Source organism: Salinivibrio sp. YCSC6 (assembly GCF_004916735.1).
GTDB lineage: Bacteria > Pseudomonadota > Gammaproteobacteria > Enterobacterales > Vibrionaceae > Salinivibrio > Salinivibrio proteolyticus.
Window position 1 is genome coordinate 720,361 of the sequence record NZ_CP039516.1, and the last position, 16,827, is coordinate 737,187.

At 50.6% G+C, this 16,827-nt stretch carries 19 protein-coding genes; 14 read left to right on the plus strand and 5 right to left on the minus strand.

From position 1 onward, the window contains the following. The first annotated feature begins 18 nt into the window (after positions 1-18). On the plus strand, positions 19-507 hold the full coding sequence (locus E8E00_RS03180; protein ID WP_069587175.1) for a chemotaxis protein CheW: 489 nt from the start codon (positions 19-21) through the stop codon (positions 505-507). Beyond that, a complete protein-coding gene (locus E8E00_RS03185) occupies positions 507-941 on the plus strand; it encodes a DUF2802 domain-containing protein (protein WP_096629573.1) in 435 nt (144 codons plus the stop codon). Before E8E00_RS03180 ends, E8E00_RS03185 begins: the two co-directional genes overlap by 1 nt. Here the strand turns inward: E8E00_RS03185 and E8E00_RS03190 are convergent, their stop codons facing one another. Together E8E00_RS03190 and E8E00_RS03195 are read right to left on the minus strand one after the other, a co-directional pair. Next, positions 942-1,238: an EscU/YscU/HrcU family type III secretion system export apparatus switch protein gene (locus E8E00_RS03190; protein WP_069587179.1), complete on the minus strand. Its 297-nt coding sequence runs from the start codon at positions 1,236-1,238 to the stop codon at positions 942-944. Positions 1,239-1,240: 2 nt separating this feature from the next. Next, positions 1,241-2,041, minus strand: coding sequence for a flagellar hook-length control protein FliK (locus tag E8E00_RS03195; protein WP_096629571.1), 801 nt, complete (start codon positions 2,039-2,041; stop codon positions 1,241-1,243). A gap of 121 nt (positions 2,042-2,162) precedes the next feature. Here E8E00_RS03195 and ccmA point away from each other — a divergent pair, with 121 nt between their 5' ends. The 10 genes from ccmA (at position 2,163) to E8E00_RS03245 (ending at position 9,952) form a co-directional block, all read left to right on the plus strand. Next, positions 2,163-2,783, plus strand: coding sequence for a cytochrome c biogenesis heme-transporting ATPase CcmA (gene ccmA / locus E8E00_RS03200; protein ID WP_069587182.1), 621 nt, complete (start codon positions 2,163-2,165; stop codon positions 2,781-2,783). Then, positions 2,780-3,448, plus strand: a complete 669-nt coding sequence (ccmB, locus tag E8E00_RS03205; protein WP_069587183.1) for a heme exporter protein CcmB — start codon at positions 2,780-2,782, stop codon at positions 3,446-3,448. The genes ccmA and ccmB overlap by 4 nt, the downstream gene beginning before the upstream one ends. A gap of 28 nt (positions 3,449-3,476) precedes the next feature. Then, entirely contained in the window at positions 3,477-4,214 is a 738-nt protein-coding gene (locus tag E8E00_RS03210) for a heme ABC transporter permease (protein ID WP_069587184.1), read from the plus strand. Next, on the plus strand, positions 4,214-4,420 hold the full coding sequence (gene ccmD / locus E8E00_RS03215) for a heme exporter protein CcmD (RefSeq protein WP_069587186.1): 207 nt from the start codon (positions 4,214-4,216) through the stop codon (positions 4,418-4,420). The genes E8E00_RS03210 and ccmD overlap by 1 nt, the downstream gene beginning before the upstream one ends. Then, positions 4,417-4,902 (plus strand): cytochrome c maturation protein CcmE, encoded by a 486-nt coding sequence (gene ccmE, locus E8E00_RS03220; protein ID WP_069587187.1) that lies wholly within the window; start codon positions 4,417-4,419, stop codon positions 4,900-4,902. Before ccmD ends, ccmE begins: the two co-directional genes overlap by 4 nt. Further along, positions 4,899-6,869, plus strand: a complete 1,971-nt coding sequence (locus E8E00_RS03225) for a heme lyase CcmF/NrfE family subunit (RefSeq protein WP_096629568.1) — start codon at positions 4,899-4,901, stop codon at positions 6,867-6,869. Before ccmE ends, E8E00_RS03225 begins: the two co-directional genes overlap by 4 nt. Continuing rightward, on the plus strand, positions 6,866-7,417 hold the full coding sequence (locus E8E00_RS03230) for a DsbE family thiol:disulfide interchange protein (RefSeq protein WP_096629565.1): 552 nt from the start codon (positions 6,866-6,868) through the stop codon (positions 7,415-7,417). The genes E8E00_RS03225 and E8E00_RS03230 overlap by 4 nt, the downstream gene beginning before the upstream one ends. Then, positions 7,414-7,914: a cytochrome c-type biogenesis protein gene (locus tag E8E00_RS03235; protein ID WP_096629562.1), complete on the plus strand. Its 501-nt coding sequence runs from the start codon at positions 7,414-7,416 to the stop codon at positions 7,912-7,914. The genes E8E00_RS03230 and E8E00_RS03235 overlap by 4 nt, the downstream gene beginning before the upstream one ends. Beyond that, positions 7,911-9,122 (plus strand): c-type cytochrome biogenesis protein CcmI, encoded by a 1,212-nt coding sequence (gene ccmI / locus E8E00_RS03240; protein WP_096629559.1) that lies wholly within the window; start codon positions 7,911-7,913, stop codon positions 9,120-9,122. Before E8E00_RS03235 ends, ccmI begins: the two co-directional genes overlap by 4 nt. 71 nt (positions 9,123-9,193) lie before the next feature. Next, a complete protein-coding gene (locus E8E00_RS03245) occupies positions 9,194-9,952 on the plus strand; it encodes a VacJ family lipoprotein (RefSeq protein ID WP_069587196.1) in 759 nt (252 codons plus the stop codon). 83 nt (positions 9,953-10,035) lie between these two features. Here the strand turns inward: E8E00_RS03245 and E8E00_RS03250 are convergent, their stop codons facing one another. The 3 genes from E8E00_RS03250 to E8E00_RS03260 form a co-directional block, all read right to left on the minus strand. Then, positions 10,036-11,319: an outer membrane protein transport protein gene (locus E8E00_RS03250; protein ID WP_096629556.1), complete on the minus strand. Its 1,284-nt coding sequence runs from the start codon at positions 11,317-11,319 to the stop codon at positions 10,036-10,038. A 278-nt stretch (positions 11,320-11,597) separates the two neighbouring features. Continuing rightward, on the minus strand, positions 11,598-12,302 hold the full coding sequence (locus tag E8E00_RS03255; protein WP_096629553.1) for a DUF3379 family protein: 705 nt from the start codon (positions 12,300-12,302) through the stop codon (positions 11,598-11,600). Beyond that, positions 12,289-12,807 (minus strand): sigma-70 family RNA polymerase sigma factor, encoded by a 519-nt coding sequence (locus E8E00_RS03260; RefSeq protein WP_069587200.1) that lies wholly within the window; start codon positions 12,805-12,807, stop codon positions 12,289-12,291. The genes E8E00_RS03255 and E8E00_RS03260 overlap by 14 nt, the downstream gene beginning before the upstream one ends. 486 nt (positions 12,808-13,293) lie before the next feature. Between E8E00_RS03260 and fadI the strand changes: the two genes are divergently transcribed. After that, on the plus strand, positions 13,294-14,604 hold the full coding sequence (gene fadI / locus E8E00_RS03265; RefSeq protein ID WP_096629550.1) for an acetyl-CoA C-acyltransferase FadI: 1,311 nt from the start codon (positions 13,294-13,296) through the stop codon (positions 14,602-14,604). Further along, entirely contained in the window at positions 14,604-16,733 is a 2,130-nt protein-coding gene (gene fadJ, locus E8E00_RS03270) for a fatty acid oxidation complex subunit alpha FadJ (protein WP_096629547.1), read from the plus strand. Before fadI ends, fadJ begins: the two co-directional genes overlap by 1 nt. Positions 16,734-16,827: the final 94 nt, after the last annotated feature.

Genomic DNA, 16,827 nt, shown 5'->3' on the forward strand with positions numbered 1-16,827 from the left:
GCGTAAAGAGGAAAATCAATGTCTCAGGTAGCTGAAGTTCAAAAAGAAGGCGTCAATGACGAGGTATTGCAGTGGGTCACTTTTCAGCTCGAAGAAGAGACCTACGGCATCAACGTCATGCAGGTGCGAGAAGTGTTGCGCTACACCGAAATCGCTCCTGTTCCCGGCGCACCCGATTATGTGTTAGGGATTATCAACCTGCGTGGTAACGTGGTAACCGTCATTGACACTCGCTCTCGATTTGGTTTGATGCCAGGCGAAGTCACCGACAATACCCGTGTAATCGTGATTGAAGCGGAAACACAAGTGATCGGTATCATGGTCGACAGTGTGGCTGAGGTGGTGTACCTGAAAACCTCAGAAATTGACACCACACCAAGTGTCGGTACAGAAGAAAGCGCCAAATTTATCCAAGGCGTTAGCAACCGCAATGGCGACTTGCTAATCCTCGTTGATCTCAACAAACTGTTGACCGACGAAGAATGGAATGAAATGGCAATGCTGTAATGGTTGCGCTGTTATTGACTTGGTTACCTGTCGCAGTGACGGTGGTTTTTGCCATCGTCGCTTTGTGGCGTTTGCGGATTGAGCGACGCGCCAGAGAGCGACTTGAAAATAAGTTGCAGGCCATGGAAACCGTGTTGAAAAGTGCGCGTCAGCGCCACGACAGCCTTGCTAAACAGTTCAATGAGCTGCGTGCGGGCAGTATGGGCATGGGACAAAAACTGGCAGACATTGCTACAAATGTTGACGAGTTACTGGAAAAGCAGGTGGAACTTGAAATGCAAGATCCAGGCAGTCGCCTTTACAGTCGTGCTAGCAAGATGGTTGATCTCGGCGCCGATCTCGATGAGCTGATGCATGAGTGTGATTTGCCCAAGGCCGAGGCTGAGTTGCTACTTAGTCTACGCAAACGCCAAACGGCAAATCAACAACGGTAGTTACACTTTAGTGTTGATGGGCTTAGGTCCTTGCCACCCGGGTGGGGTTTTTCCTTCTAATACCCAAGCATAAGCGATCAATTCTGCAACCACACGGTACAAACTGGGTGGAATCGCTTCGCCAACCTCTAGGCGTTCTAGCCATTTAAGCAAATTCTCATCTTTGTGGATCAAACAGCCTTGGTCGGACAGTGCCTCAATGAGGGCATCTGCCAATTCATTGACTGCCTTTGCTTTGACGCTGGGCGCCTGATAGCCGTCATACCCTAGCGCAATGGCTCGTTTTGTTTTCTTCATGATCACACCTTTATCGATAAGCCTGCACGACGTGTATCTTGCTCGGGCGGCTGGCTGTTATGGTGAGGGTTGATGGCGATGTCGAGCGGGATGTGTTGCGATGCCAAGCGCTCTTCTAGCCAAGGCAATGTTGCTTGTATTCGTCGTTTTAGCGCGTCCGTCGGCGCCGTTAGCAGTAAGCTTCCTCCTTTTCCCTCAAGGTTTACGTCTGCGCGGACATACTGCTTGCCCACAGGTAGATATAAACGTATCTGCCACTGTTGCTTCTCTGGCTTCGCCTTTTTTTCTGACTGACGCCGTTTAACATGTACCCGTACCGGAGGCTTCTCTGGTTCGGCAAATGGGAACACCCATTGCCACTCGCCACTCCGTGCAGACTCTGAGACGCGCTGTTCGGCCATCAGACGTAATACGCCGATTAAGGGACCCGCGTCTTCGTTACGATTTAGCCATTGGCGCAATAGGGTTGTTAATGGTTTGTCAGCAGGGCGATGCGTCAGCCATTGCATCAGTGTCTCAGGATCGAGAGGCTGGTGGCTTTTGCTACCGGGGAGTGTCCACAGCGCCAGTAACGACTGCATCATGGCTTGAGTGGCAGGGGGCTGATTCTTTATCGCATTCAATACCGCAGGGAAGAGATGAAGTTGTGCCAGTGTGTCAGATAGCGGTGTCGAGCTGCCCGGCGTTAACAGGGTAAAGTGGGCATTAGCAAGTAAAGCGGCATCAATATTTTGGGCAAGTGCCGGTGCCGATATTGGTGGTTTAAACACCAATTGTTGAGGGGGCGTTGTTCCGATCTTCATGGTTTCTCACAATTATTTACGCGAGTCACACTTTGCAACCCTGTGGTAACTAACAGTCATTTTGACCAATGTGGTACTATGCGTCCAATTTTGTAACACAAAGCAGGATGCAACATTTGTCATGTTGGAAGTGAAACAGCTTTGCTGTGTTCGTGATGACCGAGTGTTGTTTGATGCGCTGACATTCTCTCTTTCTCCCGGCGACCTTGTACAAATTGAAGGCCCAAATGGGGCGGGTAAAACCACCTTGTTGCGGATTATCGCGGGGCTGGGGCTCGCAGATAGTGGAGAAGTCTGTTGGCAGCAACAGACGATTACCCAGCAAAGAGATGAATTTTATCGTCACTTACTGTTCTTAGGGCACACCACAGGGGTTAAGCGCGAACTCACCGCGTTCGAAAACCTTTCGTATTACATGAAAATGCATGGTCGAGACGACCAAGCGGCTATTTGGCAAGCGTTGGCCAAAGTCGGTTTAGCGGGACGAGAAGATATTCCTGCCGCACAGTTGTCTGCGGGACAAAATCGCCGTATCGCGCTCGCGCGTCTTTGGTTGAGCAGCCACCGTAAACTGTGGGTGCTTGATGAGCCGCTAACCGCGATCGATAAGCAAGGTGTGCAGGTGCTCGAGTCGGTATTTGAACGTCATGTCGAGCAAGGCGGGATGGTGCTTTTTACCACTCACCAAGATATGTTTGTCGGCCACCCTTTACTGCAACGTATCCGTCTGGGGGCCCAATGATCAATGCGATGTGGCTGATTATCCGCCGAGAATTGAAAGTTGCCTTCCGGCAACCATCGGACAGCCTAAATCCGCTCTGGTTTTTTATCATAGTGATCACCCTTTTCCCACTTGGCGTGGGGCCAGGTGCAAATTTGTTACAGGAGATTGCGCCGGGAGTGATTTGGGTTGCGGCGCTGCTGTCAGCCTTGCTATCTCTAGAGCGTCTTTTTCGTGATGACTATCTGGATGGCTCGCTTGAGCAAATGATGCTGATGCCTGTGCCGTTGCCTCTGGTGGTGATGGCAAAGGTCATCGCACACTGGTTACTAACGGGGCTACCGCTGTTGGTAGTCAGTCCGCTATTGGCGTTATTGCTATCTTTGGACTGGAACAGTTACCAAGCTGTCGTGATGACTCTGTTGTTAGGGACCCCAACCCTGAGTTTTGTTGGGGCGATAGGTGTAGCGTTAACGGTTGGATTACGTAAAGGCGGCGTGCTGTTGAGCCTATTGATCCTACCTTTGTACATTCCAGTACTGATTTTCGCGACATCAGCCATCGATATGGCAAGTTTTGGCGCCAACATTAGTGGGCAGTTGGCTATTCTCGGTGCTTTGCTCGCGGGATCCGTGACCCTAGCACCCTTTGCTATCGCCGCAGCATTGCGTGTGAGCGTGAATTAATAATTAATCAGGAAGTAGAGCAATTGTCATGTGGAAGTGGCTTCACCCTTACGCAAAACCGGAAAATAGTTATCGTTTATGTGGGAAACTCATCCCATGGTTTGCGGTGCTCGCCGGGCTGAGCTTAGTCATTGGTTGTATTTGGGGCTTGGCGTTCGCGCCTGCTGATTACCAACAAGGCGATAGTTTTCGCATCATTTATATTCACGTGCCCGCGGCCATTTGGTCAATGGGCGCCTATCTGTCGATGGCCATTGCAGCCTTTATTGGGCGAGTCTGGCAACTCAAAATGGCAGACTGGGCGGTGGGCGCGATTGCCCCTGTTGGTGCTGTCTTTACCTTTATCGCCTTGATCACTGGCGCGATTTGGGGCAAGCCCATGTGGGGAGCTTGGTGGGTATGGGATGCGAGGCTCACCTCAGAATTGATCCTGCTTTTCCTCTACATCGGTGTCATGGCGCTGTATAACGCGTTCGATGATGCGCGAATGGCGGCCCAAGCGGCGGGAATATTGGCGATGGTGGGGGTGATTAACCTGCCGATCATTCATTTCTCTGTCGAGTGGTGGAACACCTTGCATCAGGGCGCCACGATTACCAAATTTGCCCGCCCGTCAATTGATCCAGACATGCTCTGGCCATTACTGGTTTGCTTGGTTGGGTTTGCTAGCTTTTTTGCCACGTTGACCTTAATGGGGCTGCGTAATCAGATCGTGTTGCGTGAGTCGCACCGCCCTTGGGTGCGAGCCTTGGTGGAGGACAAATAATGCATTTTGATAGCATGAGTGCTTTTTTGGCGATGGGAGGTTATGCCGGTTACGTGTGGAGTGCGTTTGGCATCACCGCATTGGCATTAATTGCACTGGTTATTGGTTACCATCGTACCCATAAGAAACGGCTTGAAGCCGTCAAAAAACAAATGGCGCGAGAAAAACGCATTAAAGATGCCCAAGCACTGGAGAACACCTTATGACCCCTCGTCGTAAAAAAAGGCTTTGGATCACGCTTGCCTTATTGGTGGGTGTATCAACCACAATGGGGTTAGTGCTTTATGCACTGAACCAAAATATGGACTTGTTCTATACGCCAACCGAAATTGTTCAAGGTAAGCCGGATGGCAGTAAACCTCAGGTTGGGCAACGACTTCGCATTGGCGGCATGGTCGTAGAAGGATCGGTCAAACGCGATCAAGAGTCGCTGCAAATTCAATTTGATGTCGCTGATGTTGGCCCTGCTGTTACCGTTACGTACGAGGGTATCTTGCCGGATTTGTTCCGCGAAGGGCAGGGGATTGTCGCGCAAGGTGTGCTGGTTGATTCGCGTACGGTGAAAGCCAGTGAAGTGCTGGCGAAGCATGATGAAGAATACATGCCACCAGAGATTGCTGAAGCGATGCAAAAAAGCCATCAACCGCTCGAATACACTGACCAACAAAAGCAAGGTAGTCAATTATGATTGTTGAGCTGGGGCATTTTGCGCTGATCCTCGCCTTGGGATTAGCGCTGTTATTGAGTTTTTATCCCCTTTATGGGGCCAGCCAAGGCCATGAAGGTATGATGAAAATGGCACGGCCTTTATCGGTCGCCATGTTCGCCATGTTGCTCTTTTCATTCATCGCATTAAGTTGGGCGTTTTATACCAATGATTTCACCGTTGCCTATGTGGCAAGCAACTCCAACAGTGCATTACCCTGGTACTATCGGCTGACCGCTGTTTGGGGCGCCCATGAAGGCTCTTTGTTACTTTGGGTGTTAATTCAAGCCTTGTGGACCGTCGCGGTAGCGGTGTTTAGTCGCGGGATGCCACTGTCTTCCATTGCGCGTGTACTCGCAGTGATGGGGATGATCTCGGTCGGCTTTTTGCTGTTTATTATTTTGACCTCAAACCCTTTCGATCGCACCTTGCCTTACTTTCCTGTTGATGGGCGCGATTTGAATCCGCTTCTGCAAGATCCCGGCTTAATTGTTCATCCCCCAATCCTCTACATGGGCTATGTAGGCTTTTCGGTGGCATTTGCCTTTGCGATTGGGTCTTTAATTGCTGGCCGGTTAGATACGGCCTGGGCGCGCTGGTCGCGCCCTTGGACAACGGCGGCCTGGTTGTTCTTAACCCTGGGGATTGCGTTGGGCTCTTGGTGGGCTTACTACGAGCTTGGCTGGGGCGGCTGGTGGTTCTGGGATCCGGTAGAGAACGCGTCGTTTATGCCTTGGCTTGCGGGAACGGCATTAATGCACTCCCTAGCGGTGACGGAAAAGCGCGGCACCTTTAAAGCGTGGACCGTTTTACTCGCCATCGCAGCGTTCTCATTGAGCTTACTGGGCACCTTCTTGGTGCGCTCTGGTGTGCTTGTGTCTGTTCACTCGTTCGCGTCAGACCCTGCGCGCGGGCTATTCATTTTAGGCTTTTTGGTTGTCGTTATTGGCGGGTCTCTGCTGCTTTATGCCTTACGGGCATCGGAAGTGCGGGTACGAACGAAAGTGTCACTCATCTCACGTGAAAATGCGCTACTCGTCAATAACACCCTGTTGATGACTGGGTTAGTGGTTGTCTTGATTGGTACCTTGTTACCCTTGGTACACAAGCAACTCGGATTAGGGTCGGTCTCGATTGGTGAGCCCTTCTTCAATTTTCTATTCGCATGGTTGATGTTGCCCTTTGCCTTCTTCCTTGGCATCGGGCCTCTGATCCGCTGGAAGCGAGACAAGCTGAGTACCCTCGCTAAACCGATGTGGATAAGCGGTCTTACTTCGGTTGTATTTGGGGTGGCGACCATTGCCCTCTTCGCAGACAGCTTTAAAGCGATGGCGGCAATGGGCATCACTATGGCCGCGTGGATCACCCTTCTTCACGGCTATGAGCTTTATATTCGTGCGACCCACCGACACGCCTTTATGGTTGGGATCCGTAAGCTCGGCCGTAGTCACTGGGCGATGGTCCTCGGCCATATTGGTCTTGCTATCACCATCATTGGGGTCGCAATGGTCGAAAATTACGATATCGAACGTGATGTGAAGATGGCGCCGGGTAGCAGTGTCACGTTAGAAGGTTATACCTTTAACTTCACCGATTTGTCTCACAAAGACGGCCCTAACTACGATGGCTTTGTCGCGTCGTTCGATGTCTATCGCGGCGAGCGTTTTATTAATCACCTTGAAGCGGAGAAGCGTTTTTATCGTGTTCAGCGTTCAATGATGACCGAAGCCACCATCGATCGCGGCTTAACGCGCGATCTCTACATTGCCATGGGGGAAGAACTTCCTGATGGCTCTTGGGCGATGCGTCTTTACTACAAGCCTTTTGTGCGTTGGATTTGGTTTGGCGCCATTGTCATGGCGGTGGGTGGCGCTTTGGCGATCAGTGATAAACGCTATCGCTTCCGTCGCCAGACCAAATCGACTCACGTGAAGGAGGCGCGGGCATGAGAAAAGGGTTGCTGTTTTTACCGCTGGTGATCTTTGCCGCCTTGGCGTTCTTTTTTGTTTCGCAATTGGAAAAGAATGCCCAAGGAGACGATCCCACCAAACTGGAGTCGGTGTTGGTCGGACAGCCTGTGCCTGAGTTTCGTCTTGAAGATCTGAAAACGCCAGACAAAGCGTACGATCAGGCCATTTTTAGCGGCGAGCCTTTACTGCTGAATGTGTGGGCAACCTGGTGCCCGACTTGTTACGCTGAGCACCAATTCTTGAACAAATTGGCGGCGCAAGGTGTGAAGATCATCGGCCTTAATTACAAAGATGATCGTGCGAAGGCAATAAAATGGTTAGATAACCTCGGTAATCCCTATCAGATCAGCTTGTATGATGGCGATGGGATGTTAGGGCTTGATCTGGGAGTGTACGGTGCGCCTGAAACCTTCCTCATTGATGCCAATGGCATCATCCAATATCGTCATGTGGGTGACGTGAATGCCTCCAATTGGGCGCAGACCTTAGGCCCGATGTATCAGTCACTCAAGGAGGAGGTGCAATGAAACGATTCGCCTTACTGTGCGTGCTATGGATGAGTGCGGCATTTGCATTGGCCAATGCTATTGATGTCTATGAATTTGATTCGCCAGAGCAAGAAGCACGTTTCAGAGCCCTGACCCATGAGTTGCGTTGTCCTAAGTGTCAAAACAACAGTATCGCTGACTCCAATGCAGAGCTAGCGCAAGATCTGCGTCAAAAGGTACATCAAATGCTTCAGCAAGGGCGCAGTGATGAAGAGATCTTAAGCTTTATGGTGGCACGGTACGGTAACTTCGTGAGGTACAACCCACCACTGACGGCATCCACCTTGATCTTATGGTTGGCACCCGCACTGGTATTGGTGTCGGGTATCGGTGTGGTGATTGTGCGCAGCCGTCGCCATAAACAGCTCGAAAAGACCTCGCTGAGTGAGGATGAACAGCAACGCTTGCAGGATTTGTTAGCGTCGTCAGATGATTCAGAACAGGCAGATAATAATCATAACAAGGAGCCCAAATGATGGAGTTTTGGAGTGCCACCTTGGTGCTGTTTATTCTTGGTGCAGTGATGTTTCTGTGGCCGCTATGGCAAAAAAAAGACCATGATCATCAAGCAAGCCGAGATGCTCTGAACAAAGCCTTTTATTTTGATCGCGTGAACGAAATTAAGGCGGAAAGTGCGGAAGGCCTGATTGATAACGAGCAAGATCTCACCCAAGATTTACAGCAATCGTTACTGGACGATATTCCGGAAAAGGAAAAAGCACGACAAGCGCGCCATTTGCGTTTATCACCCATGCAGTGGATTCCTGGATTGATTGTGTTGGCGGTGGTGAGTTTTGGCTTATATGGCGTCAAAGGCAGTGCTAACCAAGTAGCTGATTGGCAAACCACCGCGGAAAACCTACCAGCGTTGTCTAAGAAGCTTTTAAATAATGATCAGCCCATGTCACAGCAGGAGATGCAAGATCTGACCTTAGCGCTTCGTACCCGTTTACAGTATGAGCCAGATGACAGTACCGGTTGGTTGCTATTAGGCCGTATTGGCCTTGCTAATCGCGACAGGGAGACGGCCAAAGGGGCGATGGAAAAAGCCTACGCGTTATCACCCTCTCGTCCCGAAATTCAGATAGGGTTGGCGCAAGCCTTATTGTTTGCTGGATCGGAAGTCGACAGTGGCCGTGCAGAAACCTTGCTGAGATCGGTAGTGAGTGACGACCCGTTTAACTTGCAAGCCATGTCGTTACTGGCCTATCAAGCGTTTGAGCAAAGCCGATTTAATGACGCGATTGCGACGTGGAAAGCGATGAAAACCTTGATTGGTCCTGATGACCCACGTAACGAAACACTGGATCAATCGATCGCGCGCGCTCAGTTGGCTCTTAACGCCGCGCAAGGAGCGGCGGTAGAGGTGAAGGTGAGCCTTGGCGAGGATGTCACCCTTCCTGATAATGGGGTACTTATCGTGTCTGCCCATGAGTCGGCGCAAGCGGCTATGCCGTTGGCGGCAAAGCGCTTACCGCTTTCTAAGTTTCCGGTAACCGTTCGCTTGTCTGATACCGACAGCTTAAATCCCAATCGTGCGCTATCTTCTCCAGAGACGTTAGTGATCAAGGCGCGCATTGACGCGGATGGCAATGTTGCTACTAAAAACGGTGATTGGGTAGGAAGCAGTCAGCCGGTTAAAATCGGTCAAGCTGCAAGCGTGACAATCGACAAACAGCAATAATCACGACAAAATAGACTTCTTTGCGTAAAAGGCTGGGCTTGCCCAGCCTTACTATTAGGGAAATGAATTTGATGTGGAAACGTCTTTGTTTGATAGCGGTCGTGCTCGGTTTGCTATCTGGGTGTGCCTCTCGGCCCGAAGGTGCTGAGCCCCATCCTGAAGACCCGTTAGAAGGGTTTAACCGTGCGATGTGGACTGTCAACTATGACTATTTAGACCCTTACGTTGCACGGCCTGTTTCTATCGCCTACGTCGATTATGTTCCCAGTCCAATGCGGACCGGTATTTCGAACTTTTTAGGCAACCTTGAAGAGCCTGCGAGCTTTTTAAACAGCTTATTGATGTTGGAAGGGGAGAAAGCTGTCACTCACTTCAACCGTTTCTGGATCAATACCTTGTTTGGGCTCGGTGGCATTATTGATATTGCCTCGGATGCGGATATTCAGAAATACGATCAGCGCGAATTTGGTGACGCGATGGGGCATTATGATGTTGGCCACGGCGCCTATTTGATGCTACCAGGGTATGGGCCAACGTCTGTGCGAGAAGGCGCAGGGGAGTTTGTCGATGGTTTGTATCCGCCACTTGCCTTGCTGACTTTGCCGCAATCGGTACTGAAGTGGATGTTCGAGGGGATGGAGTCACGTGCTGCACTCGTCTCACAGGAATCGCAGTTGGATAACTCGCCAGACCCTTACGCTTTCGCGCGAGAAGCCTATTTGCAAAACCGTTTGTATCGCGCGAAAGGCGATGAGGCGCTGAAAGAACAACCCGCGCTCAACGATGAGTTCTTGGATGACTTTATCGATGACATTGACGCCGCGCCGTAAATCTTCATAAGCCGCTTGCGCGAAAAGGGATAAAAAACACCACGGCCAAAACCGTGGTGTTTGTATTTCGTCAAATCAAAATATTAAAAACGGTAGCTAGCTTGCACACCCAGTAGCCACACGTTACCTGTGGTTTCACCTTCAAAATTGCCGCCAAACACAGATCCTGATTGATCGGACGCAATTCCATCACGAGGCTCCTTCACGGGAGCATCTTTGGCAAAAACATAAGTAAAGGCTGCATCTAAGGTCAGTTGTGACGTCACGTCATAGCCAGCACCCACACTCACCCAAGTCCGGTCGGTTTCAGGGATGGTCAGGGTACGGTTTTTATCGCTCACTGCTGAGGTATCGTAGGCAATGCCTGAACGTAGCGTTAGTTTTTGATCCCACTGGTAGGTAGTCCCCACGGCAAAGCGATAGTTGTCTTGCCAGTTCTCTACTTTCACCATCTTTGGATCGCTAGACAGCGAGGGGATATTGGCCTCGAGCTTGTCAAAGCTGCTCCAATCGGTCCAATTAAGGCTGGTATGCACCGCCCAATTTTCCGACAATTGATGCAGGGAAGATAATTCTGCAGTTGCTGGTAGAGTTAGATCCATGCTGCCTGAAAAATGACGGTTTGGATTGGCTGAGTCATAGCTCAATCCTTCAGCATGACCTTCAAGTGTTAGCTCGACTTCAGAACGATAGTTAAAACCGATGCGGTTATTGTCGTTGATGTCATAAGCAACACCGAATTGCCATCCCCATGCGCGGTCATCCCCTTCCATATATTTGAGGGTCGTCCCTTTCGGGTAAGGGCCGTATTGCGCGCTGCTTTTCGCTCCAATACTGCCTTCACCCAACACATAGCGAAGGCCGGCGCCGACGCGCAATTGCTCGGTGGCTTTCCACGCAAGGTTTGGGTTGATTTCAAACGTAGTGACGGCCGCTTCATTACCAAACTGGGTACCGGTAAAGTCATTGCCCAGATCGGTTTCCATGCCAAAGTTGGTGGCGAGAGCTAGGCCGGCAGTAAAGCGGTCATTGATCGGATGCGAAAAGTAAAAGTTAGGAATAACCGCATCATGAGCGACGTCACTGGCAGATGTCTTACCGTAAGTCGCATTATCACCTTCAATATCGACATTTGGATTGACGTAAATACCGCCGGCAGAAACTTGGGTGTCTGCTAGATAGCTCAACAAGGCTGGGTTACGAAACTGGGCGCTGGCGTTATCGGCCATTGCGGCTTCACCGGCAAATGCGCGGCCTAGGCCCGTTGCGGAGGTTTCGGCTAATTGAAAACCTGCACTGTACGCGGAGGTTGAAAGAGAGCCCAATGCCGCAGCGACGGCGAGATAAACGATCTTATTATTTTTCATCGGCTTACTTGTTCGCTATAAAAAGGGACGCTCAGCCTAAACTCTCTTGAGGTTAAATCAATTTTCCTGTCGTATATGGTAGGTAAAACAGAATAAAAATCTATTTTTAATTTCAAAACTAGTTCTTATTACTAATTTTAGTGGTTAGTTAGTTAGCGATGATCAGTATTTCAGCGTACATCTGTGTACACGCGTGTTCGCTAAAAAGGGGCGGGCCGACCGCTATCAACGCGTGGAGCGTGAGAGAAAAGCGGCGAGTATGATCGCCGCGTATTTTGTTATATCGCTTGTGGGTGCAAATGGCTTTGCAGTTGCTGGGCAAGCGGTGACAATGTCTCGTTCGCTTCACCGACGACAATGACGCTCGCATCATGAGCCGGCAGGCTTACCGACATCATATTACCATCACGCTGCTGGGCAGGAGATTGACTGGACATGGGAACCACAAAAACCGTATAGGCCTGCCCATCAGCTTCCATCACCATATGCAGCGCATGTTGGTCACCAAAACTGCAATGGTTGATATAGGTGACTTGGCCGGGGAGCTGGGTGAAGGCTTTTCCGAAAGGACGTAACTTAGCGTTAACCTGTTGAATGCTGGCATTTTCATTAACACCCTCGATAAAGGCATGTTCATGATAGTAGTGTGCCAAGGCAACACGGTTGATATCCACGCTACCCAATCCCCAGTTAAATTGCCCCAAAGCTATCCCAAATACAAACGCAATCGATGCGGCGATCGCCAGATGCCAGCGAGGTCGCTTCGTCTGAGCAGCGACATGGGATGTTTGTGCAAATACGATTTTATCCGCCAAATCCTCAGGCACATCGACCCGCAAGGCTTGGTCGATTTTACTGTCGAGATCGGCAATATCGTCGGCATACTGTTGATGGCTTGCTGACGCTGACTTATGTGCTTGGATATCTGGATCTGTGGTATGCGGATCAGCCAGAAGACGGCGACGGAATTCAAGATCGTCCATAGTGTTTGCCTCCCGGGTTGGCGTTGGTATCGAGTGCTTCTTTGAGTTGCGCTCTTGCTCGGAATAAACGTGTCATCACCGTGTTTTTATTTAAATCAAGGATCTGAGCGATTTCATCGCCACTAAACCCCGCGATCACTTGCAGCACTAGCGGCTCTCGGTACTCAGGGGCGAGGGCGGCGATTTGACGGTGTAACCAGCGCTGCTCCATCGAGGCTTCTTCACTTGGGCGAGTATTATCGACCAACTCTCCCTCTTCGACCTCGACGGTATCGAACTGTTTACGTTCGAAACGTCGCGCATTTTCTCGGCGTAAAATAGTAATAAGCCAGGCTTTTGCGGCTTTATCATCGTGCAAACTGTCCAGTGCTCGCCATGCGCGCAAACAGGTTTCTTGCACTAAGTCTTCCGCGATATGCGGGTCTTTCGCTAGCCAGAAAGCATAGCGATAGAGGTCACGGTGCCAAGCGCGCACCAGTGCCTCATAACGGGCTTGTCGGTTCATACCTGACTCGACCTTATAAGGTGACGATTAATTTCATACTGACCGTGAAAAGTGTCATTAAATTTCATCTTTTCACGAAAAGCGGCGTAACTTTGATCTGTTTCAATATAGCGTACTCACAAGTCGGTAAAGTGAACCCTGTCGTTATCGGCCATGTGTCGACACTCGTGAGGTTGAGTGAACGGCGTTTCCTTTTTGAATGATATGACTTTCTGTTCGGATCTGGGTGCGGGGAAAAGCACTGCACACTTCCCAGATTATCGTTTTGCTTTCCAATCTTTTTTGGGGCTCACGCTAGCGTGTAGCCCCTTTTTTTATTGTGTATTTTCTTTTCAATCCTCTGAAAATAAATCACTGTGACTCAGCCTAGGCGCTGAATTGTGCGCCTGTTGGCAATCTTACCAATCAATTAAAACGGATGTTTTAAGCTGGTAACATTTTAGTTACACTCGTGGTCAGACCTGTAGAACATCCTAAGGAGCAGTGATGACGTCTCAGCAACACCTTAAAACCAGCAAGGGCGATCGTATCGCCATTGTGTCTGGGCTGCGCACGCCATTTGCCCGCCAGTCAACCGCCTACACAGATGTCCCCGCGGTTGACCTCGGAAAAATGGTGGTTCAAGAAATGCTCAATCGCAGTGCGATTTCGCCGAAAGACATCGATCAAGTCGTGTTTGGTCAAGTGGTACAAATGCCGGAAGCCCCAAACATTGCCCGTGAAATTGTATTGGGGACAGGTATGGACATTCATACTGACGCCTACAGTGTCACACGTGCTTGTGCGACCAGTTTTCAAGCGGTGGTAAATGTTGCTGAGAGCATGATCGCGGGCAATATCGAAGTGGGTATTGCTGGGGGCGCGGACTCGTCGTCCGTACTGCCCATTGGTGTGAGCAAGAAGTTAGCACGCACTCTGTTGGACTTGAGTAAAGCCAAAACAATGAGCAAGCGTTTGAAGCTGCTCAGTAAGCTTTCGGTGAAAGATCTGGCACCTGTCCCACCTGCGGTAGCGGAATATTCAACTGGCCTGAGCATGGGGCAAACCGCAGAGCAAATGGCAAAGTCACATCAAATTAGCCGCCAAGAACAAGATGCCTTAGCGTTACGCTCGCACCAACTGGCGAGCAAAGCGTGGGACGAAGGCTTGCTCAGTGATGAGGTGATGACGGCGTATCCTGAGCCTTACAAAGCGTGGATTGCAAAAGATAACAACTTACGCCCGCAATCCACTCTTGAGGATTACGCGAAACTGCGTCCGGCTTTTGACCGCAAGCATGGCTCGGTCACCGCTGCAAACAGTACGCCGCTCACTGATGGTGCCGCTGCGGTATTGATGATGCCAGAAAGTCGTGCCAAAGCACTGGGACTCGAGGTATTGGGCTATATCCGCTCGTATGCATTCTCTGCCATTGGGGTACAAAAAGACATGCTGATGGGACCGTCTTACGCGACGCCGCTTGCGCTCGATCGTGCCGGTATTTCACTGTCCGATTTAACCTTGATCGATATGCACGAGGCCTTTGCGGCACAAACCCTCTCGAATGTAAAAATGTTTGCATCCGAGACGTTTGCACGTGAGCACCTTAGTCGTGACCGCGCGATTGGCGAAATTGATATGGATAAATTTAACGTCTTGGGGGGCTCGATTGCATACGGTCACCCATTTGCGGCAACCGGTGCCCGTATGATCACCCAAACACTGCGTGAACTGAAACGTCGTGGCGGCGGACTGGCCCTTAACACCGCATGTGCCGCAGGTGGCCTTGGCGCAGCAATGATTTTGGAGGCGGAATAATGACAGTCGAAAACCATCAAGCCTTTACGTTACATATCGCTGACAACCAAGTCGCTTGGCTAAAAGTGGATGTTCCCGGAGAAAGCATGAATACCCTACAGGCAAGCTTTGTCGAAGGGGTCTCCGAGGTACTGGATCAACTGGAAAACAACACTAATATCAAGGGGCTTGTGATCCATTCTGGCAAGCCAGATAACTTTATTGCCGGTGCGGATGTGCGCATGCTCGATGCGTGCGAAACAGCTGAACAAGCCGCAGAGATTGCCGCACAAGGACAAACGCTGTTTGCACGTATTGAGAAGCTGCCCTTCCATGTTGTAGCTGCAATCCATGGCCCATGTTTGGGGGGCGGATTGGAGCTCGCGTTGGCGTGTCATAGCCGTGTCGCGACCGATTGGGACAAAACCCGACTCGGGCTGCCAGAAGTGCAACTGGGGTTATTACCCGGCTCGGGCGGTACGCAGCGACTACCACGTCTGATTGGCGTGCCAAATGCGCTAGATATGATCCTAACCGGCAAACAACTGCGAGCGAAAAAAGCGAAAAAGCTCGGCGTGATTGATGACTGTGTTCCGCATACCGTATTGCTGGATGTGGCAGAAGCCTTGGCGCAAAAATCAAAGCCTAAGCGCCCGCGTAGCTGGCAAAGCTGGATGCTCAGCGGTAATGCGGTGGGTCGTAACTTTGTCTTTGACCAAGCGGGAAAGAAAACTCGCGCGAAAACACGAGGGAACTATCCTGCTGCGGATGCGATTCTCGCGGTGGTGAAAAAGGGGTTAGATAGAGGCATCCAAGCAGGTCTTGAAGAGGAAGCGCGCCGTTTTGGTGAATTGGTGATGACCAGCGAGTCCAAAGCGTTGCGTAGCATTTTCTTTGCGACCACGGCAATGAAAAAAGAAAACGGTGCAGATGCTGAGCCGGGCGAGATTAAACGGATTGGCGTCTTAGGTGGCGGCTTGATGGGCGCCGGGATTGCCCATGTATCAGTCGCAAAAGCCGGCTATCCTGTCCGAGTGAAGGATGTCAGTGAAGACGGCATCTTAAACGCGCTTCGCTACAGCTACAATTTGCTAAACAAAAAACGCAAGCGTAAGCAGATCAGTAAAGCGGAACTGCAAGCGACCATGATGCAACTGTCTGGTGATACGCAAGCGACCACCTTGTCGAATGCAGATGTGGTGATTGAAGCGGTGTTTGAAGATTTATCACTCAAGCATCGTATGGTCGAGGAAATGGAGTCAATCACAGGAAACGATGCAATTTTTGCCACCAATACCTCGTCATTGCCTATTCACCAAATAGCTCAAGGCAGCCAGCGCCCGGAGAACATCGTGGGCTTGCATTACTTTAGCCCGGTGGAAAAAATGCCGCTGGTGGAAGTCATCCCGCATACAGGTACCAGTGAGAAGACCATTTCGACTGTGGTAAAACTGGCTCGTCAACAAGGTAAAACGCCTATCGTGGTTGGTGACAGTGCGGGCTTTTATGTCAATCGTATTCTCGCGCCCTATATGAACGAAGCGGCGCGAGTGTTATTGGCTGGCGAAAGCATTGAGCATATCGACAATGCTTTACTCGACTTCGGTTTCCCAGTTGGTCCGATCACTTTGTTGGATGAAGTCGGAATCGATATTGGGGCTAAGATTGCGCCCATTTTGACTCAAGAGCTGGGTGAGCGTTTTGAAGCGCCAGATGTGTTTGATTTGTTGCTGAACGACGACCGAAAAGGGCGTAAAACAGGCAAAGGATTTTACTTATACGATACGGGCAAAAAAGGCAGCAAGGGCAAACAGGCCGATAAAAAAGTGTACAGCCTGCTCAATATCAAGCTGAATCCAACACTCTCTGGCCATGACATCGCACAGCGATGTGCGCTGATGATGCTCAATGAAGCGGCGCGTTGTTTGGATGAAGGGGTGATCCGCTCTGCCCGTGATGGTGATATCGGTGCGATTTTCGGCATTGGGTTCCCTCCTTTCCTAGGTGGCCCTTTCCGCTATATGGACCAAGTGGGAATAGAGCGCATTGTGAGCTTGCTGCAATCTCATCAAGACCGTTATGGGGACCGTTTTGCACCGTGCGAGCGTTTGGTGATGATGGCAAAAGAAGGGCAACAGTTTTATCCCTAAGCTCGGCGTGTCACCTGAATCGCAAGGGCAGCGTTACGCTGCCCTTTTTTATAGTGGCCTGACAAAGGACCACTGTGGTTTCGCAGTGACGTGT

Excerpts from the sequence above, each read along its gene's own strand:
- E8E00_RS03180 (WP_069587175.1), top strand. The coding sequence starts at position 19 with ATGTCTCAGGTAGCTGAAGTTCAAAAAGAAGGCGTCAATGACGAGGTA.
- E8E00_RS03185 (WP_096629573.1), top strand. The coding sequence starts at position 507 with ATGGTTGCGCTGTTATTGACTTGGTTACCTGTCGCAGTGACGGTGGTT.
- E8E00_RS03190 (WP_069587179.1), bottom strand. The coding sequence starts at position 1,238 with ATGAAGAAAACAAAACGAGCCATTGCGCTAGGGTATGACGGCTATCAG.
- E8E00_RS03195 (WP_096629571.1), bottom strand. The coding sequence starts at position 2,041 with ATGAAGATCGGAACAACGCCCCCTCAACAATTGGTGTTTAAACCACCA.
- ccmA (WP_069587182.1), top strand. The coding sequence starts at position 2,163 with ATGTTGGAAGTGAAACAGCTTTGCTGTGTTCGTGATGACCGAGTGTTG.
- ccmB (WP_069587183.1), top strand. The coding sequence starts at position 2,780 with ATGATCAATGCGATGTGGCTGATTATCCGCCGAGAATTGAAAGTTGCC.
- E8E00_RS03210 (WP_069587184.1), top strand. The coding sequence starts at position 3,477 with ATGTGGAAGTGGCTTCACCCTTACGCAAAACCGGAAAATAGTTATCGT.
- ccmD (WP_069587186.1), top strand. The coding sequence starts at position 4,214 with ATGCATTTTGATAGCATGAGTGCTTTTTTGGCGATGGGAGGTTATGCC.
- ccmE (WP_069587187.1), top strand. The coding sequence starts at position 4,417 with ATGACCCCTCGTCGTAAAAAAAGGCTTTGGATCACGCTTGCCTTATTG.
- E8E00_RS03225 (WP_096629568.1), top strand. The coding sequence starts at position 4,899 with ATGATTGTTGAGCTGGGGCATTTTGCGCTGATCCTCGCCTTGGGATTA.
- E8E00_RS03230 (WP_096629565.1), top strand. The coding sequence starts at position 6,866 with ATGAGAAAAGGGTTGCTGTTTTTACCGCTGGTGATCTTTGCCGCCTTG.
- E8E00_RS03235 (WP_096629562.1), top strand. The coding sequence starts at position 7,414 with ATGAAACGATTCGCCTTACTGTGCGTGCTATGGATGAGTGCGGCATTT.
- ccmI (WP_096629559.1), top strand. The coding sequence starts at position 7,911 with ATGATGGAGTTTTGGAGTGCCACCTTGGTGCTGTTTATTCTTGGTGCA.
- E8E00_RS03245 (WP_069587196.1), top strand. The coding sequence starts at position 9,194 with ATGTGGAAACGTCTTTGTTTGATAGCGGTCGTGCTCGGTTTGCTATCT.
- E8E00_RS03250 (WP_096629556.1), bottom strand. The coding sequence starts at position 11,319 with ATGAAAAATAATAAGATCGTTTATCTCGCCGTCGCTGCGGCATTGGGC.
- E8E00_RS03255 (WP_096629553.1), bottom strand. The coding sequence starts at position 12,302 with ATGGACGATCTTGAATTCCGTCGCCGTCTTCTGGCTGATCCGCATACC.
- E8E00_RS03260 (WP_069587200.1), bottom strand. The coding sequence starts at position 12,807 with ATGAACCGACAAGCCCGTTATGAGGCACTGGTGCGCGCTTGGCACCGT.
- fadI (WP_096629550.1), top strand. The coding sequence starts at position 13,294 with ATGACGTCTCAGCAACACCTTAAAACCAGCAAGGGCGATCGTATCGCC.
- fadJ (WP_096629547.1), top strand. The coding sequence starts at position 14,604 with ATGACAGTCGAAAACCATCAAGCCTTTACGTTACATATCGCTGACAAC.